29 protein-coding genes are annotated in these 23206 nt (G+C 63.5%); 21 read left to right on the forward strand and 8 right to left on the reverse strand.

The features are described 5' to 3' along the window. Window positions 1–18 precede the first annotated feature (18 nt). Entirely contained in the window at window positions 19–597 is a 579-nt protein-coding gene (locus ABIB80_RS16375; protein WP_354127947.1) for a DUF308 domain-containing protein, read from the forward strand. A 271-nt stretch (window positions 598–868) separates the two neighbouring features. Continuing rightward, window positions 869–2089, forward strand: coding sequence for an MFS transporter (locus ABIB80_RS16380; protein ID WP_354127948.1), 1221 nt, complete (start codon window positions 869–871; stop codon window positions 2087–2089). A gap of 22 nt (window positions 2090–2111) precedes the next feature. Here ABIB80_RS16380 and ABIB80_RS16385 read toward each other — a convergent pair whose 3' ends face one another. From ABIB80_RS16385 to ABIB80_RS16395, 3 genes are all read right to left on the reverse strand, one after another. Then, window positions 2112–2498 carry an ester cyclase gene (locus ABIB80_RS16385; RefSeq protein ID WP_354127949.1) on the reverse strand — a complete coding sequence of 129 codons (387 nt, stop codon included), beginning with the start codon at window positions 2496–2498 and terminating at the stop codon, window positions 2112–2114. 57 nt (window positions 2499–2555) lie between these two features. Further along, entirely contained in the window at window positions 2556–3428 is an 873-nt protein-coding gene (locus ABIB80_RS16390) for a bifunctional helix-turn-helix transcriptional regulator/GNAT family N-acetyltransferase (protein WP_354127950.1), read from the reverse strand. Between the two features lie 74 nt (window positions 3429–3502). Then, a complete protein-coding gene (locus tag ABIB80_RS16395; RefSeq protein ID WP_007592125.1) occupies window positions 3503–3856 on the reverse strand; it encodes an MmcQ/YjbR family DNA-binding protein in 354 nt (117 codons plus the stop codon). Between the two features lie 171 nt (window positions 3857–4027). Between ABIB80_RS16395 and ABIB80_RS16400 the strand changes: the two genes are divergently transcribed. The 10 genes from ABIB80_RS16400 (at window position 4028) to ABIB80_RS16445 (ending at window position 11113) form a co-directional block, all read left to right on the forward strand. Beyond that, window positions 4028–5692, forward strand: coding sequence for an acetolactate synthase large subunit (locus tag ABIB80_RS16400; protein ID WP_219683224.1), 1665 nt, complete (start codon window positions 4028–4030; stop codon window positions 5690–5692). A gap of 182 nt (window positions 5693–5874) precedes the next feature. Next, the gene (locus ABIB80_RS16405; protein ID WP_007592122.1) at window positions 5875–6222 is read left to right on the forward strand and encodes a Lin0512 family protein; all 348 of its coding nucleotides are present in this window, start codon (window positions 5875–5877) and stop codon (window positions 6220–6222) included. 4 nt (window positions 6223–6226) lie between these two features. Beyond that, window positions 6227–6919, forward strand: a complete 693-nt coding sequence (locus tag ABIB80_RS16410; RefSeq protein ID WP_007592119.1) for a GNAT family N-acetyltransferase — start codon at window positions 6227–6229, stop codon at window positions 6917–6919. Between the two features lie 75 nt (window positions 6920–6994). Further along, window positions 6995–8179, forward strand: a complete 1185-nt coding sequence (locus tag ABIB80_RS16415) for a serine hydrolase domain-containing protein (protein ID WP_354127951.1) — start codon at window positions 6995–6997, stop codon at window positions 8177–8179. 99 nt (window positions 8180–8278) lie between these two features. Continuing rightward, the gene (locus ABIB80_RS16420; protein WP_007592115.1) at window positions 8279–8488 is read left to right on the forward strand and encodes a YgaP family membrane protein; all 210 of its coding nucleotides are present in this window, start codon (window positions 8279–8281) and stop codon (window positions 8486–8488) included. Then, window positions 8485–9006 (forward strand): RNA polymerase sigma factor, encoded by a 522-nt coding sequence (locus ABIB80_RS16425; protein ID WP_007592113.1) that lies wholly within the window; start codon window positions 8485–8487, stop codon window positions 9004–9006. The genes ABIB80_RS16420 and ABIB80_RS16425 overlap by 4 nt, the downstream gene beginning before the upstream one ends. A 3-nt stretch (window positions 9007–9009) precedes the next feature. Continuing rightward, window positions 9010–9357: a carboxymuconolactone decarboxylase family protein gene (locus ABIB80_RS16430; protein ID WP_354127952.1), complete on the forward strand. Its 348-nt coding sequence runs from the start codon at window positions 9010–9012 to the stop codon at window positions 9355–9357. A gap of 34 nt (window positions 9358–9391) precedes the next feature. Beyond that, a complete protein-coding gene (locus ABIB80_RS16435; RefSeq protein ID WP_007592108.1) occupies window positions 9392–10057 on the forward strand; it encodes a DUF429 domain-containing protein in 666 nt (221 codons plus the stop codon). A gap of 114 nt (window positions 10058–10171) precedes the next feature. Beyond that, on the forward strand, window positions 10172–10315 hold the full coding sequence (locus ABIB80_RS16440) for a hypothetical protein (RefSeq protein ID WP_007592105.1): 144 nt from the start codon (window positions 10172–10174) through the stop codon (window positions 10313–10315). Between the two features lie 93 nt (window positions 10316–10408). Continuing rightward, window positions 10409–11113, forward strand: a complete 705-nt coding sequence (locus ABIB80_RS16445) for a glutathione S-transferase family protein (RefSeq protein ID WP_354127967.1) — start codon at window positions 10409–10411, stop codon at window positions 11111–11113. A 2-nt stretch (window positions 11114–11115) separates the two neighbouring features. Here the strand turns inward: ABIB80_RS16445 and ABIB80_RS16450 are convergent, their stop codons facing one another. The 3 genes from ABIB80_RS16450 to ABIB80_RS16460 all read right to left on the reverse strand — a co-directional run bounded on the left by ABIB80_RS16450 (window position 11116) and on the right by ABIB80_RS16460 (window position 13124). Beyond that, window positions 11116–11898 (reverse strand): sulfite exporter TauE/SafE family protein, encoded by a 783-nt coding sequence (locus ABIB80_RS16450; RefSeq protein WP_354127953.1) that lies wholly within the window; start codon window positions 11896–11898, stop codon window positions 11116–11118. 3 nt (window positions 11899–11901) lie between these two features. Further along, window positions 11902–12534: a TetR/AcrR family transcriptional regulator gene (locus ABIB80_RS16455; protein WP_354127954.1), complete on the reverse strand. Its 633-nt coding sequence runs from the start codon at window positions 12532–12534 to the stop codon at window positions 11902–11904. 218 nt (window positions 12535–12752) lie between these two features. Then, window positions 12753–13124: a tRNA-binding protein gene (locus tag ABIB80_RS16460; RefSeq protein ID WP_007592097.1), complete on the reverse strand. Its 372-nt coding sequence runs from the start codon at window positions 13122–13124 to the stop codon at window positions 12753–12755. Between the two features lie 105 nt (window positions 13125–13229). Here ABIB80_RS16460 and ABIB80_RS16465 point away from each other — a divergent pair, with 105 nt between their 5' ends. Next, window positions 13230–13604 carry an ArsC family reductase gene (locus ABIB80_RS16465; protein ID WP_354127955.1) on the forward strand — a complete coding sequence of 125 codons (375 nt, stop codon included), beginning with the start codon at window positions 13230–13232 and terminating at the stop codon, window positions 13602–13604. 3 nt (window positions 13605–13607) lie between these two features. Here the strand turns inward: ABIB80_RS16465 and ABIB80_RS16470 are convergent, their stop codons facing one another. Continuing rightward, a complete protein-coding gene (locus ABIB80_RS16470; protein ID WP_354127956.1) occupies window positions 13608–14255 on the reverse strand; it encodes a hypothetical protein in 648 nt (215 codons plus the stop codon). A gap of 371 nt (window positions 14256–14626) precedes the next feature. Here ABIB80_RS16470 and ABIB80_RS16475 point away from each other — a divergent pair, with 371 nt between their 5' ends. From ABIB80_RS16475 to ABIB80_RS16505, 7 genes are all read left to right on the forward strand, one after another. Next, window positions 14627–15382, forward strand: a complete 756-nt coding sequence (locus ABIB80_RS16475) for an ABC transporter ATP-binding protein (protein ID WP_018459153.1) — start codon at window positions 14627–14629, stop codon at window positions 15380–15382. After that, window positions 15375–16121, forward strand: a complete 747-nt coding sequence (locus ABIB80_RS16480) for an ABC transporter ATP-binding protein (protein ID WP_007592091.1) — start codon at window positions 15375–15377, stop codon at window positions 16119–16121. The genes ABIB80_RS16475 and ABIB80_RS16480 overlap by 8 nt, the downstream gene beginning before the upstream one ends. 33 nt (window positions 16122–16154) lie before the next feature. Further along, a complete protein-coding gene (locus ABIB80_RS16485; protein ID WP_007592089.1) occupies window positions 16155–17378 on the forward strand; it encodes an ABC transporter substrate-binding protein in 1224 nt (407 codons plus the stop codon). Window positions 17379–17450: 72 nt separating this feature from the next. Further along, window positions 17451–18314, forward strand: a complete 864-nt coding sequence (locus ABIB80_RS16490; protein WP_007592087.1) for a branched-chain amino acid ABC transporter permease — start codon at window positions 17451–17453, stop codon at window positions 18312–18314. A 1-nt stretch (window position 18315) separates the two neighbouring features. Continuing rightward, window positions 18316–19284 carry a branched-chain amino acid ABC transporter permease gene (locus ABIB80_RS16495; protein ID WP_007592084.1) on the forward strand — a complete coding sequence of 323 codons (969 nt, stop codon included), beginning with the start codon at window positions 18316–18318 and terminating at the stop codon, window positions 19282–19284. Between the two features lie 158 nt (window positions 19285–19442). Next, window positions 19443–20087 (forward strand): DUF47 domain-containing protein, encoded by a 645-nt coding sequence (locus tag ABIB80_RS16500; RefSeq protein WP_007592082.1) that lies wholly within the window; start codon window positions 19443–19445, stop codon window positions 20085–20087. A gap of 15 nt (window positions 20088–20102) precedes the next feature. Next, window positions 20103–21110, forward strand: coding sequence for an inorganic phosphate transporter (locus ABIB80_RS16505; RefSeq protein WP_085395960.1), 1008 nt, complete (start codon window positions 20103–20105; stop codon window positions 21108–21110). Here the strand turns inward: ABIB80_RS16505 and sugE are convergent. After that, window positions 21103–21417 carry a quaternary ammonium compound efflux SMR transporter SugE gene (gene sugE, locus ABIB80_RS16510; protein ID WP_354127957.1) on the reverse strand — a complete coding sequence of 105 codons (315 nt, stop codon included), beginning with the start codon at window positions 21415–21417 and terminating at the stop codon, window positions 21103–21105. The genes ABIB80_RS16505 and sugE overlap by 8 nt on opposite strands. Window positions 21418–21579: 162 nt before the next feature. Between sugE and ABIB80_RS16515 the strand changes: the two genes are divergently transcribed. Next, window positions 21580–23199, forward strand: coding sequence for a peptide chain release factor 3 (locus tag ABIB80_RS16515; protein ID WP_007592078.1), 1620 nt, complete (start codon window positions 21580–21582; stop codon window positions 23197–23199). Window positions 23200–23206 lie beyond the last annotated feature (7 nt).

Genomic DNA, 23206 nt, shown 5'->3' on the forward strand with positions numbered 1-23206 from the left:
GGTATAGGAGAGACTGCAATGGCAGAATATCAATTGGACCCGGTTCATACCGACCGCGAGCGATGGCTGAAGCAATACTACTTCGTGCGGGCGGCATTCTCGATTGCCTGGGTCGCTGCTGCGTTTGCCGCCGGGGCTTCTTCTCCAGTGATCGCCGGCGCCTTGCTCGTCCTCTATCCCGCATGGGACGCTGCAGCCAACTGCGCGGACGCGCTTCGCAGCGGCGGCTTCAATCAGAATCGCACCCAGGTTTTCAACGCTCTGGCGAGCGTTGCGACAACCATCGCAGTCGTTGTCGCTCTGCAAACAAGCATGAACCGGGTTCTCGGAATCTTCGGGGCATGGGCGATTGTGTCCGGACTGCTGCAGCTGGGGACGGCCATCCGCCGCTGGCGGAGTTTTGGCGCGCAGTGGGCCATGGTGCTCAGCGGTGGCCAATCGGCGCTTGCAGGCGGCTTCTTCATCTTTCAGGCGACGACGCCTGCGGTTCCCTCGATCGCGAATGTCGCGGGCTATGCCGCCGTCGGTGCGCTCTACTTCCTGGTCTCGGCGGTCTGGCTCGCGATCGGCGAGTGGCGGCGCGGCGTGGCTGCTTGAAGCCTGTTCGCGAGGGGACGAGATCGATAGCGGCGGGATGATGCCATGATGCAGGTGTTTTGCCCGACGAGTCAAACGGCGGTTCCTCGCACGGCAAAGGGCTGCGCTGTAAGTCCTTGATCCCGCAGCGCCCGGCTACTGTGCATGGGGTTGTTTTCGCCGTTTTTGTTCGGCAGGTCACAAAAGCCTGCCGCAAAAACTTGCGTCGGCCTGTCGGTCCACGATGTTCCCATTCGTCTTCCACCCAGACAGACCTGACGGGAGACCAAAAATGAACTCTTCCTCCTATCGCTGGGTGATCGTCGCGGCGGGCGGCTTGCTCGGCTGCGTCGCCATCGGCGGCATGTTTTCGCTGCCGGTGTTCCTGCAGCCGATCGCAAAGGACACCGGCTGGTCGGTGACCGGCATCTCCAGCGCGATGACGATCGGCTTTCTGGCGATGGCCTTCACCAGCATGGCCTGGGGCACGTTGACGGACCGGTTCGGGCCGCGGCCGGTGGTGCTGACGGGATCGACGGTGCTGACCGTGAGCCTGTTCGCGGCGAGCCACGCCACCTCGCTGCTGGCGTTTCAGTTCGTCTTCGGCCTTCTGGTCGGGGCGTCCTGTGCGGCGATCTTCGCGCCGATGATGGCGACCGTGACGGGCTGGTTCGACACCCATCGCAGCCTCGCGGTCTCGCTGGTGTCGGCCGGCATGGGCATGGCGCCGATGACGATGGCGCCGCTCGCGGCCTGGCTCGTCTCCAACCATGACTGGCGCACCGCGATGCAGATTGTGGCGCTGGTTGTCGGCGCCATCATGATCCCGGTCTCGTTCCTGGTGCGCCGCCCGCCGGCGCTCGCGCACGCCGTGGCCGCGCCTGCGGGCGAGGGCGCCGGGCAAGGCGAGATGTCGATGGGGGAGGCGCTGCGCTCGCCGCAATTCCTGATCCTGCTCGCCACTAACTTCTTCTGCTGCGCCACCCATTCCGGCCCGATCATTCACACCGTCTCCTATGCCGTGAGCTGTGGCATCCCGCTCGTTGCGGCGGTGACGATCTACAGCATCGAGGGCTTTGCTGGCCTCGGCGGGCGCATCGCCTTCGGCCTGATGGGTGACCGCTTCGGCGCCAAGCGCGTGCTCGTCTCGGGCCTGCTGTTGCAGGCGTTCGGTGCGCTGGGTTATGTCTTCGCGCACCAGCTCACGACATTCTATGCCGTCGGGGCCGTCTTCGGCTTCATCTATGCCGGCACCATGCCGCTCTACGCGGTGCTGATCCGCGAGAACTTCCCGCTCAAGATGATGGGCACGGTGATCGGCGGCACCGCGATGGCCGGCAGTCTCGGCATGGCCACGGGCCCGCTCGCCGGCGGCCTGATCTACGATGCGTTCTCGAGCTACGCCTGGCTCTATATCGCCTCCTGGGCGATGGGCCTCGGCGCCTTCCTGATGGCGATGAATTTCAAGCCGTTCCCGAAGCCGCGAGCGGAGTTGGCGCCGGCGGCTGCGTAAGCAGCTTCATCGAGGCGCAGCGCTAGAGCTGCGCCTCGATCGCGGGCTTGTCGACGATGGACCACACGTGCCGTATTTTTCCGTCGCGAAATTGATAGAACACGTTTTCGCAGAAGGACACGCGCCTGCCGTTCACATCCAGCCCCAGAAACGTTCCAGCCGGCGTGCAATCGAACTTCAGCCGGGAGGCGATTTGGGGCGGATCGCAGACCAGCAGCTCGATGTTGAAATGCAGATCGGGAATTGAGCGAAAATCCTGCTCCAGCATGGCACGATAGCCGGACAATCCGAACGGTCGCGCATTGTGGACGACGTCACCGTGAACGAACTGTTCGAGGGCGGGCCAATCCTGCCGGTTCAGGCAGGCGATGTAATTGCGGTAGATGTCGGCGAGGTCGGACCTGGTCATGGCGTTGCTCCTGCGGCTCCGGCCATAACGCGGCAACAGGGCGATCGGCGCCCGCGCTCACAGACGTTTTTCGAAGAACAGGTCCGGGTAGGGATCGTCATTGAAGCGGGGGATCTCGCTCCAGCCGCTTCTTCGGTAGAGCTGGCCGGCCTCCGCCAGCGCGCTGTTGGTGTCGAGCCGCAGCAGCTTGATGCCGAGCCCGCGCGCGACATCCTCGCTCGCGTCCATCAGGCGCCGGCCGAGCCGCAATCCGCGCGCCGCCGGTGCGACCCACAGACGCTTGATCTCGGCATAGCCGTGATCCGTGCCTTTCAGCCCGACGCAGCCGACCGGCAGCGTGTCCGACATCGCGACGATGAACGTGCCGCGCGGGCGGCGCATATCCTTGGCGTCAGGATCGCGCGACAGCGAGACGTCAAAGCCCTGCTTGAAGCGGCGGCCGAGCTCGCCATAATATTCGCCGAGGCAATAACGGGCCTGTTCGCTCCGCGGATCCATCTCGTCCAGCGTGACGCGCTCGCGCGTCAATGCGGAAGCAATCAAATCCATCGCCGCCAGCAGCGCCTCGCGTTGTGAATGCTGGGCAAGGAAGCCCTCGGCCTGCGTGTTCGACAGCGTTTCATAGGCCGCGAACTCGCGCCGGCCCGCACGAGTCAACGATACCACGCGGCGGCGCGCATCTTCCTCATGCGCAATGGTCTCGACCAGCCCCTCGTCCTCGAGGCTGCGGAGCAGGCGGCTCATCAGGCCGGAATCGAGGCCGAGATAGTCGCGGATCTCGGCCACGTCCGAACGTCCATGCCCGATCGCGTTGAGCACGCGCGCCGCCCCCAATGGCCGCCCGCGCCCCAGGAATGACGTGTCGAGCGCACCGACAGCGGACGTGACGGCACGGTTGAAGCGGCGGACGCGGGAAACAGGGTCGAGCATGATATATCTGACTTTAGTCAGGCATATCATCGATGTCAATCAGCGCAGGCTTTCGCTTCGGCACCGGCTGCACTTCACTCGAGGCCCAGCGCCTTGCGGGACTTCCGCGTGAGTTTCGCCGCGACCAGCGCGTGCGCCTGCGCCAGATAGCTCGTGAGCTCGGCGTCTGATAGCGCGTTGTTGCCGACGAGCTGCACCCACTTGGCGCGCGCCAGATAGGGCGCCGGCCGCGCAAGGCCGTGCTCGATCAGCATGGCATAGGCCATGTTCGAGACCTTGAACATGTAGCCGCCGGAGCGCGCGGCAAAGCCGCCGCCGAGTGCGAACATCTTGCCGCCGACCTTGAACACGGAGGTGCCCTCCCACTGCACCACCTTGGTGACGGCGGGCAGGCGCAGGCAGCGGGTTTCGAAGGTATTAGGAGTCATCGCCCGAGCGATAGCACAGCGCACGCGGCAAGGACACGAGAGGGACGAGCGTTGTCGCCACGAGGATGGTGCGGTTGCGCGCCTCTTTGTGAGTTGTGCCCGCGCCGCGGACCGTTACCATACGCCGGCTGCCGTGGAACACGGGAGCCGACATTGTGACCGGGAGGCGACATGAGTGGGCAGGAACGCAAAGCAAAAGGATCCGACCTGTTCGTCGCGGCGCTGGAGAACGAAGGCGTCGACCGCATCTTCGGCGTGCCCGGCGAGGAGAATCTCGATCTGGTGGAATCGTTGCGCACCTCCAAAATCGAACTGATCCTGACCCGTCACGAGCAGGCAGCCGCCTTCATGGCCGCGACGCATGGGCGGCTGACCGGCAAGCCCGGAGTTTGTCTTTCGACGCTCGGCCCGGGCGCGCTCAATCTGTCGACGGGCGCGGCATATGCGCATCTTGGTGCGATGCCGATGATCTTGATCACCGGCCAGAAGCCGATCATGAGCAGCCGGCAGGCGCGTTTCCAGATCGTCGATGTGGTCGCCACCATGAAGCCGTTGACGAAATTGTCGCGGCAGATCATCAGCGCCTCCAGCATCCCAACCGTGGTCCGCGATGCGTTTCGCGTGGCGATGGAGGAGCGGCCGGGGCCCGTGCATCTCGAACTGCCCGAAGATATCGCAGGCGATGAAGTGCCTGAGGTCCCGGTGATCCCGGTTCATCCGATCGAGATTCCGGTCGCCCATCGCGCCGCGCTCGACCGCGCCGCCGAGATGATTTTGGCCGCGAAGCATCCGCTGGTGATGATGGGCGCTGCGACCAGCCGGCCGCGCGCGACACACGGCATCGCCAGCTTCGTGCGGCGGACCGGCATTCCCTTCTTCACCACGCAGATGGGCAAGGGCACGGTGCCCGGCGGCACCAATCTCTACATGGGCACCGCCGCGCTGTCCGAGCGCGACTACGTTCATGACGCGATCGACTCCGCCGATCTGATCGTCGCGATCGGTCACGACCCGATCGAGAAGCCGCCCTTTATCATGGGACCATCGGGCCCCAAGGTGATTCACGTCAGCTACACACCGGCCAGCGTCGAGCTGGTCTATTTTCCCGATGCGGAAGTCGTCGGCGACGTCGGCCCCAGCCTGGAGCTGCTCGCCGACCGGCTCGAAGGTAAGCTGCCGCAAGCCGCCGCGCTGCTGCCACTGCGCGAAAAGATCCTTACGCAGATCGCCGACCGCGCCACAGAAGCGCGCTGGCCGCCGACGCCGCAACGCATCGTGCACGACATTCGGCAGGTCATTCCGGAGAACGGCATCGTCGCGCTCGACAACGGCATGTACAAGATCTGGTTCGCGCGCAACTACCGCACCCGCGTCGCCAACACGCTGCTGCTCGACAATGCGCTGGCGACGATGGGCGCCGGGCTGCCGTCGGCGATGATGGCCGCGATGCTCTATCCGGAGCGCCGCGTGCTCGCGGTCGCCGGCGACGGCGGCTTCATGATGAATAGCCAGGAGATGGAGACCGCCGTCCGCCTCAAGCTCAATCTCGTCGTGCTGGTGCTCGAGGACAACGCCTACGGCATGATCCGCTGGAAGCAGGCCGTCGATCACTTCGCCGATTTCGGCATGACCTTTGGCAATCCCGATTTCGTCCTGTACGCGAGGGCTTATGGAGCGAAAGGACATCGCATCGAGAGCATCGACAGCTTTGGCCCGACCTTGGATGCCGCCTTCAAGGAGGGCGGCGTGCATCTGGTCGTGATCCCGATCGATTATTCGGAGAATGTGCGGGTGCTCGTTGAGGAGCTGCGGGCGCGGGAGAAGTCGAAGGCGTGAGTTTGTGCGATGCTGCTGCCCCCGCGTCATTGCGAGCGAAGCGAAGCAATCCAGGTTGTCTCCGCGGGGGCGGCCTGGATTGCTCGGTCGCTTTGCTCCTCGCAATGACGGAGTATGCGGGCCGGCCTGAATACGATAACAAGTTGCGTCCATATCATCCAATCAACCACAGGAATAAGAACATGGCTCGCGTTCGCTGTATCACCGAGATGGGCATGGGCGTCGACGTCCACGGCAGGGACGCCACCAAGGCGGCGAAGCGTGCCGTGTCTGACGCCATCAGGCATTCGAGCCTCGGCTTCTTCCGGATGATCGACAAGACTGCGAACGACATGTTCGTGGACGTCACGATTGCGGTGCCGAATCCCGAAGCCGTCGACAAGGACGCGGTCGCGAAGGAGCTGCCTTACGGCACTGTCACCGTCAACGCGGTGAAGGGCGGGCTAGAGATTCCCTCGGCCCCGGAACAGGGCAACGACCCCATCCTCATCGCCAATGCCGCCGTCATCGTCAGCTTCGAGAAGGAGTGAGACGGTGTCCGACGGTGACGTGACGCTGCTGGATCGCCCGATCTGGAGCGCGCTGACGACCAGCCACAAACATCTGGCCGAGGGTGGCCCGCGAGCGTTGCGCTATCCGGTGGACATGACGCCCTTTGCCGACATGGTCGACATGTCCGAGGCGAGCTTTGCCGCGCTTCGTGATCTCCTGTCGGGCTCGCAGGTCGCCGCGCTGTTCACGCCGGAGGCCGTCGACGTTCCCGCCGGCTTCAAGGTCGTCCTTGCGGAGACCGGCGAGCAGATGATCGGCTCTCCGGCAGACAGTCCGCTTCGCGATGCCGAGATCGTCCGGCTGGGTGCGGCCGATGTTCCCGCCATGTTGGCGCTGACGGAGTTGACGAAGCCCGGTCCATTCGCCCGGCGCACGCACGAGCTCGGGACGTTTCTCGGCATCCACGCCGGCGGCGAATTGGTCGCGATGGCCGGCGAGCGCATGAAGCCGGGCAATTTCGTCGAGATGACGGCCGTCTGCGTCCACCCCGACCATCGAGGCCGGGGCTACGCGCAGGCGCTGCTGGCGGCGGTCGCGCGCCAGATCGAGGCGCGCGGCGAAATTCCGTTCCTGCACGTGTTCTCGAGCAACTCATCGGCCATCGCGCTGTACCAGCGCCAGGGGATGCGGATTCGGCGCCGCCTGCACGTCACTGCGTTCATGAAGCAGGAATGAGCCGCGCCGTCCGGTCAGGCTTCATATCCGGCGAATTCACGCTATATCGATCCCAACCATCATTGGGGGAAGCACATGGACGCCAGAACACCTGATTTTTCCGCCACGCGGACGGCAATGCAGCGTTACGTCGATCAGGAGATCATTCCGGGTGCATCCTGGGCGGTGCTGCGGGGCCGCGAGGTCGTCGATCAGCAATGCGTCGGTTTCGCCGATCGCGAGGCGAGCACCGCGCTGCGGCCCGATCACATTTTTCGTGCGTTCTCCAATACCAAGATCTTCGTCACCTGCGCGATCATGCTGCTGGTCGAGGAAGGCCGCATCGGGTTCGATGACGTTGTCGAGAAATTCCTGCCGCAACTCGGCAATCGCAAGGTTCTGAAGCCGGGCGCTTTGAGCCTTGCCGACGTCGAACCGGCGAAGAGCCCGATCACGATCCGGCAGCTTCTGACTCACACCTCCGGCCTCAGCTACGGCGTCTTCGATCCCGGTACGGTGCTGTTCAAAGCTTATAACGAGGCGCGCGTTCTCAATCCGTTGACGCCGCTGACCGGCATGATCGACCAGCTCGCCGATCTGCCGCTGTCCTTTCATCCCGGCACGTCCTGGGAATATTCGGTTGCGACCGACGTGCTTGGGCGTGTCGTGGAGGTGGTCTCCGGCAAGCCGCTCGACGCCGTCCTCAAGGCGCGCATCTTCGAGCCGCTCAGCATGACCGACACCGGCTTCCACGTGCCGGACGCGCAGCAGGGCAGGCTGGTGGCCCTCTACAACGGCGCGGATGTCCTCGATCCCATGAAGCCCGGCCTCACCCGGGCCGATGACCTGCCTTATCCGCAGGCCTATCGGCGGCAATTCCCGCGGCTGTCAGGTGGCGGCGGACTGGTCTCGACCTTGCCCGACATGCTTGCTTTGATACGGGCGCTGCTCCCCGGCTCGGATGCTCTGCTGAAGCCGGAGACGCTGCGGTTGATGATGACGAACCAGTTGCCCGCCGGCGAGAACATCCGCTTCGCCAATCTCGGCCCGATCCCCGGCAAGGGCTTTGGCCTCGGCGGCGCTGTCACCTTCGCGCCGACGCCGTTCGATCCCCCGAATTCGACCGGCGAATTCCAGTGGGGCGGCCTTGCCGGCACCCATTGGTGGATCTGCCCGCAGGTCAATACCGCCGGCGTGCTGATGGCGCAGCGCTACATGGGCTTCTGGAATCCGTTTTTCTTCGAATTCAAGCGTCTGGCCTATCAGGCCGTCGGAGGCTGATCGCGAAAAAAATCTGCACGTTGCCGCGAATCCTTTCTGGTCGTCGCGCCCTCTCTTGACGGTCGAGGCATTTTGCCTCGGCTCATCTCGGAGGATGTGATGGGTTTTTACAGGAAGAATATCGGCGGCCTGCATCAGGCCGTGCGGATCGCCTTGGGCGTCGCGGTGGCCGTCGCGGCATTCGTGTATCTCACCGGCGCCGCGCTGTGGCTGGTTGCGCTCGGCGGCGCCGGTTTCGCGCTGACCGGCCTCGTCGGTTATTGTCCGATGTGCGCGATGGCCGGTATCGGCAGGGGAGGCGTGTCATGAGCGCCACTGTGATCTCGCCGGACCTGTTCGAGGCCGCGCGCCTCGGCGATCCCCAGGCGATCGCGTCGCTGCTCGAGACGGCGCAACCGAACATCCGCCGCTACGCCCGCGCCACCTGTCGCAGCTCGGCGGATGCCGAGGATGCGACGCAGGAGGCGCTGTGGATCCTGTTTCGCCATGTCGGCACGATCCGCTCCTGGCTGGCGTTTTCGGCCTGGCTGTTCAGTGTGGTCCGCCGCGAATGCCTGCGGCTCGCCCGCAAGGCGGGCCTTGCGCCGGCGATCGACGACGCGGAGGCGGAGGCGCTGCTGCTGTCGCGTCCTGAGGCCGATTTGCGGCTCGACGTCGCGGCGGCCTTCGAGGCGCTGCCGCCGCACTACCGCGACGTCGCGCTGATGCGCGACGTCAAGGAAATGACCATCGACGAAATCGCCGTCGCACTCGGTGCGACCCGGCAGACCGTGAAGGCACGCCTGCATCGCGCCCGCGCTCTGATGCGCGAATATCTGACGAGATGAGCCATGAGCGATTATCAAAGCCCTGACGATCTGAAATCCATCGCGGCCTTCGTGGCGCTCGCGCCGGTCGAGGCCAGCGCGTTCCTTGCGTTCAACCACGCGGTCGAGCGCGAGGATGGATTGATTCCGCCAAAATATCGGGAGCTGATCTCGCTCGCGGTCGCGCTCACCACGCAATGCGCCTATTGCCTCGATGTGCACACGGCGCAAGCGGTGAAGGCCGGTGTAACGCGCGAAGAAATCGCGGAAGCCGCGCTGATTGCGGCGGCGGTTCGCGCCGGCAGCACGCTCGGCCATGCGTTGTTGACTCAGCGCCTGTTCGAGCGACATCGGGGCGAGGAACCCGGATAAAGGAGCGGGCGGACGCCCGTCAGGGATCAGGAAGTTGCCAAACTATCTCGGCCTTGACGGATTTCGCTTCGGCTGGGTTGCCGCCTGGATCGACCAGCGCGGCGATCACGGTTTCGAGTATTCGCCGGGTCTCGCACGGCTGCTCGCGCTGCCGCATGCACGCGCGATGATCGACATGCCGATCGGATTGAAATGGAGCGGATACCGCATCTGCGATTTGCGCGCACGCGAGCGGGTCGGTCCCGCCGTGTTTCTCGGCGCGCGCCGTGACCTCTGGCGATTTGCCGATATGGCTGCAGCTAACCGGCACTACTGGGAGCGCGAGGGCAAGGGCAGGGGCGTGTCGGCGCAGCTCTGGAACATCAGGGACAAGATCAGGGACGTCGACGAGATCATGACGCCGGAGCGGCAGGCGACCATCGGCGAAGCGCATCCGGAATTGATTTTTTGGAATCTGGCTGGGCGGGCCCGGCTCGCAAAGAAGGCCTCGGCAGAGGGCCGCGAGCAGCGCATCGCACTCCTGGAGCAGCGCGGCTTCGCGCGTTTGCCGAAATGGCTGACTCAACGACACGGCACCGGCATCGGCCGTAACGATCTCATCGACGCCTGTGCCTGCGCCATCGCGGCACGCGACAGCACGCAGAGGTTCGGCGGAGAGGAGACCGACCCGAGGGGCTTGCGGATGGAGATCAATTATTGAGGCTGTCGGCGTGCGAGGGGCCGGGAAAAAGCTGCAATTTATTTGAAGCTTGCAGGAACAGACGACGGCTGGCCTGCGTTCCTCGTGCGAACCGAACACGGAGAAGCTCGTCCGATGAGGGATGGCAGTCAATTCGCGACCGCGATGCTTGCGCTCGTCTTCACCGGAGCACTGCTGGTCACCGGCCAACTTTTCATCGAGCAACGCGCGCAGCGCGATGTGATGCACGCCACCAACCATTTGCTGCGGCCGCTGTGACCTGTGCGGGAAAATGATCTGACCACTCGACCTTGCGTCGTTCGTCCGCTTGCCTAGACTAGGCGGCATCTCATGAACGAAGCCGGGGTCCTGATGTCCGATCTGTCCGCCTTTCCCATCACCAAGCGCTGGCCGGCCAAGCACCCGGAGCTGCTCCAGCTCTATTCGCTGCCGACGCCGAACGGCGTCAAGGTCTCGATCATGCTGGAAGAGATCGGGCTTCCCTACGAAGTCCATCTCGTCGATTTCGGCAAGGACGACCAGAAGACGCCGGAATTCCTCTCGCTCAATCCGAATGGCAAGATCCCGGCGATCCTCGATCCCGACGGTCCCGGCGGGAGGCCGCTGCCGCTGTTCGAATCCGGGGCGATCCTGCAATACCTCGCGGAGAAGACCGGCAAGCTGCTGCCGCAGGATCCCGCGCGCCGCTACCAGACCCTCCAGTGGTTGCATTTCCAGATGGGTGGTATCGGGCCGATGTTCGGCCAGGTCGGCTTTTTCCACAAATTCGCCGGCAAGGACTTTGAGGACAAGCGGCCGCTCGAGCGCTACGTGGGCGAGGCCAAGCGGCTGCTCGGGGTGATGGAGATGCATCTTGCCGGCCGGCAATGGTTCATGGACGACGACTACACCATCGCCGACATCTCCATGCTCGGCTGGGTGCGCAACCTCATCGGCTTCTACGGCGCCGGCGATCTCGTCGAGTTCAGCCAGTTCAAATCCGTCGCCGCCTGGCTCGAACGCGGGCTGGCGCGTCCGGCGGTCGAGCGCGGGCTGAACATTCCGAAGCGGCCGTAAGATCAGGTTAGCGCCTTGTGGGTCATGTAGAGCGCCATCAGCAGGATGAGGGCGATCATGACCCGGCGCAGTACCGATTTGCTGACGCCATTGGCAGCGCGTGCACCGAGATCGGTGCCGACCCAGAGGCCGGCCAGGATGCCGATGATGGCCGGCCAGCCGACCATGAGCCCCTTGCTCCAATAGATCCACGCGGCCGGAATATTGGTCGGGATGACCGAGAAGACGAGGCTGACGAGCTGCGCCTGATGCTGCGGCACCCGCAGGCCTGCCGCCAGCCCGACGGTAATCGCCAGCCCGCCGCCGATGCCCATGAAGCCGGAGGAAAATCCGGCAAGCATGCCGATGAGGAGCAGCGGCAGCCACGGCAGCTCGTCTCGGTCGCCGGTCTCATTGCTTTTGTCCTCGCGGTCGCGGCGCAGGATCAGGAGAGCGATCAGTGCGACGAGATAGACGACGTAGGTCCATTGCAACACCGCGTCGGAGACTGCGGCCGCAGCGTAGCCGCCGCCGGCGCCGCCGAACAGAAAGCCGATGCCGATCCAGACGATCCACAGCAAGGGGCTGCGATTGCCGTTCTGCCAATAGCGGCGAACACCCGCGAGTCCTGTCGGTGGAACCTGCGTGATCAGCGATGTGCCCTGGGCGACGTGTTGCTCGGCGCCGAGCAGCAGCACGCTGAAAATCACGAGACCGCCTCCTGGGCTCGTGCCCATGAAGCCCGATGTCAGCCCGCCGATGAGACCGACCCCAATGCCTGCGAGCAGGTCGTGGACCCACGACATCGCTCAGTTCCTGGTCCGTCGCTTGACGTCGGCCTTCGTGGTGCGAAAACCATCGATCACGCCGGTCACGGCCGCCATGCAGGCCTCGATGTCAAAATCCTGGGCCCAGCATTTTTGCAGCAGAAATCCCTGGAAGATCGCGATCAGCACGCGCGCGATCGCTTCAGGACCGAGATCGCGCTTGATGAGGCCGTCATGCTGGCCGCGCTCGACCAGCGCGACGATCAGGGCGCGCGGCATGTCGATGCCTTCCACGACGCTGGTGCGGACGCGGCGGTTGCGCAGGGCCTCGGCCCAGCCATGGATACCGACACGGCGGCGCGCTTCGCCGGCGGGGTCGGTGAGCCATTGCGCGTAGACGCCGACCAGTGCGTGAAGTCCTTCGATCGGATCGCCCGATCCTTGCGCGACCGAGTTGAGCACGGCCTCGCGCCGGTGCCGGTCGTCGGCGAGTGCCTCGATCAGATCGTCCTTGCTCTGGAAGTAGAGATAGACCGCACCGTGGCTCAGCCCCGACCGTTTGACGATGTCGGCCATCCCGGTCTGGTGAAAACCGTCCTCGGCGAAGCAGGCAAGAGCGGCTTCGAGGATCTGCTGCCGCCGGCTTTCGCGTTGCTTGTCGCTGATCTTGGGCATCCGGCTTATCCATAAATAACTGACAGGTCGATCGTTTTATTCGTTCCTCGGAGGAGGTAGTTGATAAGGGCGGCTGAGATAAAAAACGATCAGTCAGTCATTTATATTATCAAAAAGGATCCCGGTCAATCCCGACGCCCCGGGTCGGGAAACAGGAGGGCTGAACCGTTAAATGGGACGCCGCCGGCGGCCTGGAACCGTCCCTTGATCGCGCGGTGCTAGAACAGCCGTCCGCCGTTCGGCACGGGCTTGCTCGGCTGCACCAGCACGACCTTGCCGTCGGTATCGGGGAAACCGAGGGTGAGCACCTCCGAGACAACCGGGCCGATCTGGCGCGGCGGGAAATTCACGACCGCGGCCACCTGTTGGCCCACCAGCGTTTCAAGCGGATGGTTTTCGGTGATCTGCGCCGAGCTCTTGCGCACACCGATCGCGGGACCGAAGTCGATCCACAGCCGCCAGGCCGGCTTGCGCGCCTCCGGGAAGGGCTTCGCATCGACGATGGTGCCGACGCGGATATCGACCGCGAGGAAGGTGTCGAAGTCGATGGTTGGCGACGCAGTCGCGGCTGGATCGTGAGTGACGTGCATGGAGTGTCCGTTCGAAGAGATGGCATCATTCGCAATATTGTCGCGCGAACCGGAGTTGCGTACAACGCCTTGGGATCACGATACGACGGATGCGCGAGGAACGTTTTGCCCAACATCATCTACGGCATCAAGAACTGCGAGACCATGAAGAAGGCGCGCGCCTGGCTCGACACCCATGGCGTCGCCTACGCGTTTCACGACTACAAGACGGCGGGCGTGGAGAAGGACAAGCTCAAGCAGTGGAGCGACAAGGTCGGTTGGGAGACGCTGCTCAATCGCGCCGGGACGACCTTCAAGAAGCTGCCCGATGCCGACAAAGAAGGCCTCTCCGAGAAAAAGGCGCTGGCGTTGATGCTAGCGCAACCATCGATGATCAAGCGGCCGGTGCTTGAATTTGGTGGCAAGCTGCTGGTCGGCTTCAAGCCAGACGTCTATGCCAAGGACGTCAAGACCAAGGAAGCCGCCGCCAAATCGCGCTGAGCGCTAGTTCAGCTCGATGATCTCTGTGGGAAGGCCGGAGCCCTGCTGGTCCGCGAACTCGACCAGCTCGGCCGGCGCGATGCGGCCTGGGGTGCGATGGAACAGGTCGCGGTCGATCACCGCGCGCAATCTCGGGCGCGGCAGCGCGTCATTTCCGCGCATCAGATTCTTGATCTCGAAGCCGCCGTCCTCGCAGAAGGTCTTGAGCGATGCGATGAGGTGACAGACCTTGCCGTCGGTCTGGAACGGCAGCAGCAGGCGCTCATAGGCGACGATACGGCCGTAGATGTCATCGACGTCGGCAACGCTGTAGACTGGCACCCCGCGCGCCACGCATTCATGATAGACCGGCATTACCAGGGGCACGAGACGCGGCCCGATATAGTCGTCGAGCAGAACGCCCTTGCCGGTGTGTCCATAGGCGCGCGAGATGCGCGTACCTTCGCTCTGGATGGTCAGACGCGGTGTCGGCGTCGACATGTCCACCGTATAATAGATCAGATCGGAGAGCTCTTCCTCGAGCCGCGCAGGCTGGTACTCCCAAATCGCCGGGGCCGTCTGCTCGCGCGCATAGAGCCGCAGCCACGTGTTCAGGAGATCACGCTGCCTGATCGACTTGACCACGGAAGGAGCGGCGCTTGCAAAATCCAACACAATATTCCCGGCGAATAGAAATTACGGACGGATCAAACCCGCGCATGATCCTCGTTGCGGGAAAATTTTCTATGAAGGCTGGCGCATGGAACGAAAGACCGTTAACGACGGCTTGATGACCGGCGCTTTGCGAACCGGGAAGCCGGGCAGGCGCGACATCAAAACACGTCCGACTAAGGGAGCATAAGTCTCCCGGCCGGAGGCCTGACCTGCTCAGCTTTCCGCCTTGCCTAACCCCCGTCACCTCCGGCATATTCCGCGCCCGGAGGCGGCGTTCCGGATGGGCTCCAGGGAGTGGCTCCAAGGCCTCCGGAAAGCCGAAGCAACAAGGATAGCCACGCGCGTTGTGCGGGCAGGGGGAAAACTGTTTGGCCGATGAGTTCATTCTCGAAACGGAAGGCTTGACCAAGGAGTTCGCGGGCTTCTTCGCCGTCCGCGACGTTGCGCTCAAGGTTCGCCGTGGGAGCATTCACGCGTTGATCGGCCCGAACGGTGCCGGCAAGACGACGTGTTTCAATCTTTTGACCAAGTTCCTCAAACCGTCTGCCGGAAAAATCCTGTACAAGGGGCAGGACATCACCGCGATGGCGCCCGCCGACGTGGCCCGCCTGGGGCTGGTTCGCTCGTTCCAGATCTCGGCCGTATTTCCCCATCTCACCGCGCTGGAAAACGTCCGCGTCGCGCTTCAGCGCCAGCACGGCAGCTCCTTCGATTTCTGGCGCTCAAAGTCCGTGCTCAACCAATTCAACGATCGCGCGCGCGAGCTGTTGAACGATGTCGGCCTCAGCGAGTTTTCCAATACGCCCGCGGTCGAGATGCCCTACGGGCGCAAGCGCGCACTGGAGATCGCAACCACGCTCGCGCTCGACCCGGAGATGATGCTGCTGGACGAGCCGATGGCCGGCATGGGCCACGAGGACATCGACAAGATCGCGGCGCTGATCAAGCGCATCTCCGCGAAATACACCATCCTGATGGTCGAGCATAATCTGAGCGTCGTGGCCAATCTCTCCGACATCATCACCGTGTTGACGCGCGGGCAGGTGCTCGCGCAAGGCCATTACAGCGAGCTGACCAAGGACGAACGCGTCAAGGAAGCCTATCTGGGAGCCGGTCATGGCTGAGACGGCAACGGCGGACGCTCCCGCAAAGACTGCGAGCGGCGGCAACCTCCTCCAGGTCCGCAACCTGGAAGCCTGGTACGGCGAGTCCCACATCCTGCACGGGATCAACTTCGACGTGAACGCGGGCGAGGTCGTCACCCTGCTCGGGCGTAACGGCGCCGGCAAGACCACCACGCTGAAGTCGATCATGGGCATCATCGGCAAGCGCACCGGCTCGGTGAAGTTCAACAACCAGGACATCATCCGCACGACCTCGGACAAGATCGCGCGGATGGGAATCGCGTTCTGCCCGGAAGAGCGCGGAATTTTCTCCAGCCTCGATGTCCGGGAGAACCTGCTGTTGCCACCGGTGGTGCGTCCCGGCGGATTGCCGCTCGAGCAGATCTTCGATCTGTTTCCGAACCTGAAGGAACGGCTCAACAGCCAGGGAACCAAACTCTCCGGCGGCGAGCAGCAGATGCTCGCGATCGCGCGCATCCTGCGCACCGGTGCGAACTTCCTGATGCTGGACGAGCCGACCGAGGGTCTCGCGCCCGTCATCATCCAGCAGATCGGCCACACCATTGCGCGGCTCAAGAAAGAGGGTTTTACGATCCTCCTGGTCGAGCAGAACTTCCGGTTCGCATCCACCGTCGCCGACCGCTATTACGTGGTCGAGCACGGCAAGATCATTGACGGATTTTCCAATGCGGAGCTTGCCGCCAACATGGACAAGCTCCACACCTATCTCGGCGTCTAGAACTGCCAACAAGAAGATTCATAGGGAAGTAGCATGATGACAAAGTCGATTGCGTCGTTTCTGCTCGGCACGGCGCTGGCCGTGACCGCCACCGGTGCAGCCTTCGCGCAGGACAAGACCGTCAAGATCGGCGCGCTGTCCGATCAGTCCGGGCTCTATGCCGACCTCGGCGGACCGGGCTCGACGCTCGCCGCGCAGATGGCCATTGAAGATTCCGGCCTGGCTGCGAAGGGCTGGAAGATCGACATCATCTCGGGTGATCACCAGAACAAGCCCGACATCGGCACCGCGATCGCGCGGCAATGGTTTGACGTCGACAAGGTCGACGTCATCGTCGACGTGCCGAATTCCGGCGTGGCGCTTGCGGTCAACAACGTCGTCAAGGAAAAGAACGGCGTCTACATCAACTCGGGCGCGGCGACCTCGGATTTGACCAACGCGCAGTGCTCGCCCAACACGGTGCACTGGACCTACGACACCTACATGCTGGCCCACACCACCGGCCAGGCGCTGGTGAAGGCTGGCGGCGACACCTGGTTCTTTCTGACCGCGGACTACGCCTTTGGCGCGGCGCTGGAGCGCGACACCACCGCTGTCGTTACGGCCAATGGCGGCAAGGTGGTCGGCGGCGTCAAGCACCCGCTGAACACGCCGGACTTCTCGTCCTTCCTGCTCCAGGCGCAGGCCTCCAAGGCCAAGATCATCGGCCTTGCCAATGCGGGCGGCGACACCACCAACACGATCAAGCAGGCGGCCGAGTTCGGCATCGTCAAGGGCGGCCAGAAGCTCGCGGCGCTGCTGCTGTTCCTGACTGACGTCAAGGCGATCGGGCTCGAGACCGCTCAAGGCCTCAACTTCACCGAGACCTTCTACTGGGACATGAACGACCAGACCCGGGCGTTCTCCAAGCGCTTCGCCGAGAAGATGAAGAACAACGCACCGCCGACCATGGTGCAGGCCGGCGTCTATGCGGGCGTGCGTCACTATTTCAAGGCACTGGAAGCGCTCGGCGGCAACCCGCACGACGGCGCCAAGGTCGTCGAGAAGATGAAGTCGATGCCGACGGAAGACGATCTGTTCGGCAAGGGCGAGATCCAGCCCAACGGTCGCACCATCCACAATGCCTATCTGTTCGAGGTGAAGAAGCCCTCCGAGTCCAAGGGACCGTGGGACTTCTACAAGCTGGTCGGCACGGTGCCGGGCGACCAGGCCTTCACGCCGCTGTCCGAGAGCAAGTGCGCGCTCTTGAAGAAGTAAGATAACCGCCCGCAGGCCATCAGGCCTGCGGGCGACTTTCAGGGAACGCCGAAGGGACCGGGTGCGGGATCGATGCAGGCTCTTTACGCTCAGCTACTGGTGGGACTGATCAACGGCTCGTTCTACGCGCTGCTCAGTCTCGGGCTTGCCGTGATCTTCGGCATGCTCAACATCATCAATTTCGCCCATGGCGCGCTCTACATGATGGGCGCGTTCGTCGCCTACTTCCTGCTGAACATCGGCGGCATCAACTACTGGTGGGCGTTACTGCTTGCCCCGATCATCGTCGGCATCTTCGGCATGATCCTGGAACGGACCATGCTGCAATGGCTGACGGGGCTCGATCATCTCTACGGCCTGCTCCTGACCTTCGGCATTGCGCTGATCGTGCAGGGCGTGTTCCAGAACTATTTCGGCTCCTCCGGCATGCCTTACGCCATTCCGGACCAGCTCAAGGGCGGCATGAATCTCGGCTTCATGTTCCTGCCCATCTATCGCGGCTGGGTCGTCATCTTCTCGCTGATCGTGTGTGTTGCGACCTGGTTCCTGATCGAGAAGACGCGGCTCGGCGCCTATTTGCGTGCCGCGACTGAAAACCCGACGCTGGTGCGCGCTTTCGGCGTCAACGTGCCGCGCATGATCACGCTGACCTATGGTTTGGGTGTCGGCCTGGCCGCGCTTGCTGGCGTGCTCTCGGCGCCGATCAACCAGGTGCGGCCGCTGATGGGCGCCGACCTGATCATCGTGGTGTTCGCGGTGGTCGTGATCGGCGGCATGGGATCGATCATGGGCTCCATCATCACCGGCTTTGCGCTCGGTGTGATCGAGGGCATGACCAAATATTTCTACCCCGAGGCCTCCAACACCGTCGTGTTCGTGCTGATGGTGCTGGTGCTCTTGGTGAAGCCAACGGGATTGACGGGAAGGGCGGCCTGATATGACAGCCTTGACGGACGACACGCTGCCGGTAACCCCGCGCGCGATCCGCGACGAGATGATCGTGTTCGTGGTGATGGCGCTGCTGCTGGCTTCGGTGCCATTCACGGGAGTCTACCCGTTCTTCGTGATGCAGGCACTGTGCTTCGCGCTGCTCGCCTGCGCCTTCAACCTGCTGATCGGCTATGGCGGTTTGCTGTCCTTCGGTCATGCGATGTTCCTGGGCACGGCCGGCTATTGCAGCGCGCATGCTCTGAAGGTCTGGGCGCTGCCGCCGGAGCTCGGCATCCTCGTCGGCGTCGCCGGTGCCTTCGTGCTCTCGCTCATCACGGGCTATATCTCGATCCGGCGCCAGGGCATCTATTTCTCGATGATCACGCTGGCGCTGTCGCAGCTTCTGTACTTCATCTACCTCCAGGCGCCGTTCACCCATGGCGAAGACGGCATCCAGGGCATCCCGCAAGGACGCATGTTCGGCGTGTTCGATCTGACCAAGCCGACCGTGCTCTATTACGTGGTTCTGGTCGGCTTCCTCGCCGGCTTCCTGCTGATCTTCCGCATCATCAACTCGCCCTTCGGCGAAGTCCTCAAGGCGATCCGCGAGAACGAGCCGCGCGCGATCTCGCTGGGTTACCGCACCGATCAGTACAAGTTCCTGGCTTTCGTCCTGTCGGGCACGCTGGCCGGCTTTGCCGGTGCGCTGAAAGTCTTCGTGGCGCAGAACGCCTCGCTCACCGACGTGCACTGGTCAATGTCGGGCGAAGTCGTGCTGATGACGCTGGTCGGTGGTCTAGGAACCGTGTTCGGTCCCGTGGTCGGTGCCTTCGTGATCATCGCCATGCAGCAATATCTGGCGGGGTTCGGGCAGTGGGTGACGGTGATCCAGGGCTCGATCTTCGTGATCTGCGTGCTCACCTTCCGCCGTGGTGTCATCGGCGAAATCGCGCATTACTTCCGCCGGTCGCTGTAAGCCATTGATATATTAGAAGATGTGTTGACGCGTGAAAGCGGTGGATGATCCGGCTCCACGGGCGTGAGGTGGCACGCGCGTGGATCGAAAATGGTCTATGACAGTTTCATGACGGCCCCCTTTGGCCAAGCCATTATCCAACCGGTAGTTTCTCTCCCATGATGCGATTGTTTCGCTCTTTCCTGCCCAAGGAAGAACGGTTCTTCGACCTGTTCGACCGCCACGCCCAGACCGTGATCCAGGGCTCGATCGCGCTCCAGAGCATGCTCAACGGGGGCGAGGAGACGCCGGTCTATTGCCAGCGCGTCAACCAGTTCGAGAACGATGCCGACAACATCACCCGTGAGGTGCTGACGGCGGTGCGCCGGACCTTCATCACCCCGTTCGACCGCGGCGACATCAAGAACCTGATCACCTCGATGGACGACGCCATCGACCAGATGCAGCAGACCGCCAAGGCCGTGATGCTGTTCGAGGTCCGCAGCTTCGAGCCCCCGATGCGGGAGATCGGCGGGCTTCTGATCGAATGCGCCAATCTGGTCGGCCGTGCGCTGCCGCTGATGCAGAAGATCGGCCAGAACGTGGCTATGCTGACTGCGATCACCGAAGAGCTGGGCAAGCTGGAAGGCCGCGTCGACGATCTCCATGATATCGGGCTGAAGGAACTGTTCCTCAAGCATCGCGACGGCAACGCGATGGATTTCATCGTCGGCGCAGAGATCTACGACCATCTCGAGAAAGTCGCCGACCGCTTCGACGACGTCGCGAACGAGATCAACAGCATCGTCATCGAGCAAGTTTAGGGCAGGGGCCACGCCGTGGATGTTGCGTTGGGTCTTCCCGTCCTGGTCGGATTGATTGCCGTCGCGCTGCTGTTCGACTTCCTGAACGGCCTGCACGACGCCGCCAATTCGATTGCGACCATCGTCTCGACCCGCGTGCTGCGGCCGCAATACGCGGTGTTCTGGGCCGCGTTCTTCAATTTCGTCGCCTTCATGGTGTTCGGATTGCACGTCGCCCAGACCATCGGCACCGGCATCATCGATCCCGCGATCGTGGATGCTCAGGTGATCTTCGCCGCGCTCGTCGGCGCCATCGTCTGGAACCTGGTGACATGGGCGCTCGGCATCCCATCGTCCTCGTCTCATGCATTGATCGGCGGCTTGTTTGGTGCCGGTGTGGCCAAAGCCGGCCTTTCGGCGGCGGTCTGGAGCGGACTGTCCAAGACGGTGATCGCCATCGTGCTGTCTCCGCTGGTCGGCTTCCTGCTCGCGATGGTGCTGGTTGCGATCGTCTCCTGGGCCTCGGTGCGCTCCACGCCCTTTGCCGTCGATCGCGCCTTCCGCATCCTGCAATTCGCCTCCGCCTCGCTCTATTCGCTCGGCCATGGGGGCAACGACGCGCAGAAGACCATGGGCATCATCGCCGTGCTGCTCTATTCGCAGGGCCAGCTCGGCGGCGAATTCTTCGTCCCCTTCTGGGTGGTGCTCTCGTGCCAGGCCGCGATGGCGATGGGGACGCTGATGGGCGGCTGGCGCATCGTTCGCACTATGGGCCTGCGCATCACCAAGCTGACCCCGATGCAGGGATTTTGCGCCGAGACCGGCGGTGCCGCGACCCTGTTCATGGCGACCTTCCTCGGCGTTCCAGTCTCGACCACCCACACCATCACCGGGGCCATCGTCGGCGTCGGCGCCGCCCGCCGCCTTTCGGCGGTGCGCTGGAACGTCGCCAGCTCGATCGTCTATGCCTGGGTGATCACGATGCCGGCCTCGGCGATCGTCGCCGCATTGAGCTGGTGGGCGGTCAAGATCTTCGTCAGGTAACCAGCTTCAGCCCGACAATCCCGGCGACGATCAGCCCGATGCTGGCGAGGCGGAACGCGGTGGCCGGCTCGCCGAACAGGATGATGCCGAGGGTCGCGGTACCGACCGCGCCGATGCCGGTCCAGACGGCATAAGCGGTTCCAATCGGCAGCGATTTGAGGGCGAGCCCGAGCAGGAGGATGCTGCCGGCCATGGCGCCAAGCGTGAGGACCGACGGAACGAGCTTGGTGAAACCCTCGGTATATTTGAGGCCGATCGCCCAGGAGACCTCCAGCAGACCGGCGACGAACAGGATGCTCCAGGCCATGACGACCCTCCATTCAAGGCAGGGTCGTCCCCGCGACTGGCGTGCCGATAGGAAGGGAAGGCCGTCCCTCCCAAACAAGCCCGATATGGGGCTGGCCGGAAGGCTCCGCAATCACCAGATGAGGCTTGATCAGGCTCATTTTCCCTGCCAAACGCTGCCGCAATGTCCGACATCGCCACCACAGCCGAATCGACGGCCCGTTCCTCGCTTGCCGCTGAAGTGTCGCGGCGGCGTACCTTTGCGATCATCTCGCATCCGGACGCCGGCAAGACCACGCTGACCGAAAAGCTGCTGCTGTTCGGTGGCGCCATCAATCTGGCCGGCCAGGTGAAGGCCAAGGGCGAGCGGCGCAACACGCGTTCGGACTGGATGAAGATCGAGCGCGAGCGCGGCATCTCGGTCGTGACCTCGGTCATGACCTTCGAGTTCGAGGGCCTCGTTTTCAATCTGCTGGACACGCCGGGCCACGAGGACTTTTCGGAAGACACCTATCGCACGCTCACGGCGGTCGATTCCGCCGTCATGGTGATCGACGCCGCCAAGGGCATCGAGGCGCGCACCCGAAAGCTGTTCGAGGTGTGTCGTCTCCGGGACATCCCGATCATCACCTTCATCAACAAGATGGACCGCGAGAGCCGCGACGTGTTCGAGCTGCTCGACGAGATCGAGAAGACGCTGGCGCTCGATACCACGCCAATGACCTGGCCTGTCGGCCGCGGCCGCGAGTTCCTCGGCACCTATGACGTCGTCAATGGCGGCGTGCGCCTGCTCGAAGGCGGCGGTGCCAAGACCGGCGCGGCGCAGCAGATCGAGATCGCCGAGCTCGCCAAGCTCAACGCCAATCTCGACGTGTCAGCGGTCAAGGACGAACTCGAGCTCGTCACCGCGGCTTCAAAGCCGTTCGAGCTCGAAGCGTTTCGCGAGGGCCATCTGACGCCGGTCTATTTCGGCAGCGCGCTACGCAATTTCGGCGTCGGCGACCTGCTGCAAGGCCTCGGCAAGTTCGCGCCCGAGCCGCGCGCGCAGGAGAGCGACCAGCGCAAGGTCGAAGCCACCGACCCGCGCATGAGCGCCTTCGTGTTCAAGATCCAGGCCAACATGGATCCCAACCATCGCGACCGTATCGCCTTCGCCCGCCTCTGCTCCGGCAAGCTCAGCCGCGGCATGAAGGCGAAGCTCGTGCGCACCGGCAAGAGCATGCCGCTGTCGAGCCCGCAATTCTTCTTCGCGCAGGACCGTTCGGTTGCGGACGAGGCTTATGCCGGCGATGTCGTCGGCATTCCCAATCACGGCACGCTGCGCATCGGCGATACGCTGACCGACGGTGAGGATTTCAACTTCGTCGGCGTGCCGAGCTTTGCGCCGGAAATCGTCCGCCGCGTACGTCTCACCGATGCGATGAAAGCGAAGAAGCTGAAGGAAGCGCTTCAGCAGATGTCGGAAGAGGGCGTGGTGCAGGTGTTCCGTCCCCGCGACGGTGCGCCCGCGTTGGTCGGCGTCGTCGGCGCGCTCCAGCTCGACGTGCTCAAGGCGCGGCTGGATGCGGAATATTCCCTGCCGGTCGAGTTCGAGGTCAGCGAGTTCCAGCTCGCGCGCTGGGTCTCTTCGGACGACCGCAAGAAGCTCGACACCTTCATCGCCGCCAACACCTCCAGCATCGCCGACGATGTCGACGGCGATCCCGTCTATCTGGCGCGGAACGAGTTCTATCTCGGCTACACCAGGGAACGTGCCGAGGGCATCGCATTCACCAACGTCAAGGACGTCAAGAAGAAGGGCTAGGGCGTAG

Source organism: Bradyrhizobium sp. i1.15.2 (genome assembly GCF_040548425.1).
In the GTDB taxonomy this organism is placed as follows: domain Bacteria; phylum Pseudomonadota; class Alphaproteobacteria; order Rhizobiales; family Xanthobacteraceae; genus Bradyrhizobium; species Bradyrhizobium canariense.

Excerpts from the sequence above, each read along its gene's own strand:
- ABIB80_RS16375 (WP_354127947.1), top strand. The coding sequence starts at position 19 with ATGGCAGAATATCAATTGGACCCGGTTCATACCGACCGCGAGCGATGG.
- ABIB80_RS16380 (WP_354127948.1), top strand. The coding sequence starts at position 869 with ATGAACTCTTCCTCCTATCGCTGGGTGATCGTCGCGGCGGGCGGCTTG.
- ABIB80_RS16385 (WP_354127949.1), bottom strand. The coding sequence starts at position 2,498 with ATGACCAGGTCCGACCTCGCCGACATCTACCGCAATTACATCGCCTGC.
- ABIB80_RS16390 (WP_354127950.1), bottom strand. The coding sequence starts at position 3,428 with ATGCTCGACCCTGTTTCCCGCGTCCGCCGCTTCAACCGTGCCGTCACG.
- ABIB80_RS16395 (WP_007592125.1), bottom strand. The coding sequence starts at position 3,856 with ATGACTCCTAATACCTTCGAAACCCGCTGCCTGCGCCTGCCCGCCGTC.
- ABIB80_RS16400 (WP_219683224.1), top strand. The coding sequence starts at position 4,028 with ATGAGTGGGCAGGAACGCAAAGCAAAAGGATCCGACCTGTTCGTCGCG.
- ABIB80_RS16405 (WP_007592122.1), top strand. The coding sequence starts at position 5,875 with ATGGCTCGCGTTCGCTGTATCACCGAGATGGGCATGGGCGTCGACGTC.
- ABIB80_RS16415 (WP_354127951.1), top strand. The coding sequence starts at position 6,995 with ATGGACGCCAGAACACCTGATTTTTCCGCCACGCGGACGGCAATGCAG.
- ABIB80_RS16420 (WP_007592115.1), top strand. The coding sequence starts at position 8,279 with ATGGGTTTTTACAGGAAGAATATCGGCGGCCTGCATCAGGCCGTGCGG.
- ABIB80_RS16425 (WP_007592113.1), top strand. The coding sequence starts at position 8,485 with ATGAGCGCCACTGTGATCTCGCCGGACCTGTTCGAGGCCGCGCGCCTC.
- ABIB80_RS16430 (WP_354127952.1), top strand. The coding sequence starts at position 9,010 with ATGAGCGATTATCAAAGCCCTGACGATCTGAAATCCATCGCGGCCTTC.
- ABIB80_RS16440 (WP_007592105.1), top strand. The coding sequence starts at position 10,172 with ATGAGGGATGGCAGTCAATTCGCGACCGCGATGCTTGCGCTCGTCTTC.
- ABIB80_RS16445 (WP_354127967.1), top strand. The coding sequence starts at position 10,409 with ATGTCCGATCTGTCCGCCTTTCCCATCACCAAGCGCTGGCCGGCCAAG.
- ABIB80_RS16450 (WP_354127953.1), bottom strand. The coding sequence starts at position 11,898 with ATGTCGTGGGTCCACGACCTGCTCGCAGGCATTGGGGTCGGTCTCATC.
- ABIB80_RS16455 (WP_354127954.1), bottom strand. The coding sequence starts at position 12,534 with ATGCCCAAGATCAGCGACAAGCAACGCGAAAGCCGGCGGCAGCAGATC.
- ABIB80_RS16460 (WP_007592097.1), bottom strand. The coding sequence starts at position 13,124 with ATGCACGTCACTCACGATCCAGCCGCGACTGCGTCGCCAACCATCGAC.
- ABIB80_RS16480 (WP_007592091.1), top strand. The coding sequence starts at position 15,375 with ATGGCTGAGACGGCAACGGCGGACGCTCCCGCAAAGACTGCGAGCGGC.
- ABIB80_RS16485 (WP_007592089.1), top strand. The coding sequence starts at position 16,155 with ATGATGACAAAGTCGATTGCGTCGTTTCTGCTCGGCACGGCGCTGGCC.
- ABIB80_RS16490 (WP_007592087.1), top strand. The coding sequence starts at position 17,451 with ATGCAGGCTCTTTACGCTCAGCTACTGGTGGGACTGATCAACGGCTCG.
- ABIB80_RS16495 (WP_007592084.1), top strand. The coding sequence starts at position 18,316 with ATGACAGCCTTGACGGACGACACGCTGCCGGTAACCCCGCGCGCGATC.
- ABIB80_RS16500 (WP_007592082.1), top strand. The coding sequence starts at position 19,443 with ATGATGCGATTGTTTCGCTCTTTCCTGCCCAAGGAAGAACGGTTCTTC.
- sugE (WP_354127957.1), bottom strand. The coding sequence starts at position 21,417 with ATGGCCTGGAGCATCCTGTTCGTCGCCGGTCTGCTGGAGGTCTCCTGG.
- ABIB80_RS16515 (WP_007592078.1), top strand. The coding sequence starts at position 21,580 with ATGTCCGACATCGCCACCACAGCCGAATCGACGGCCCGTTCCTCGCTT.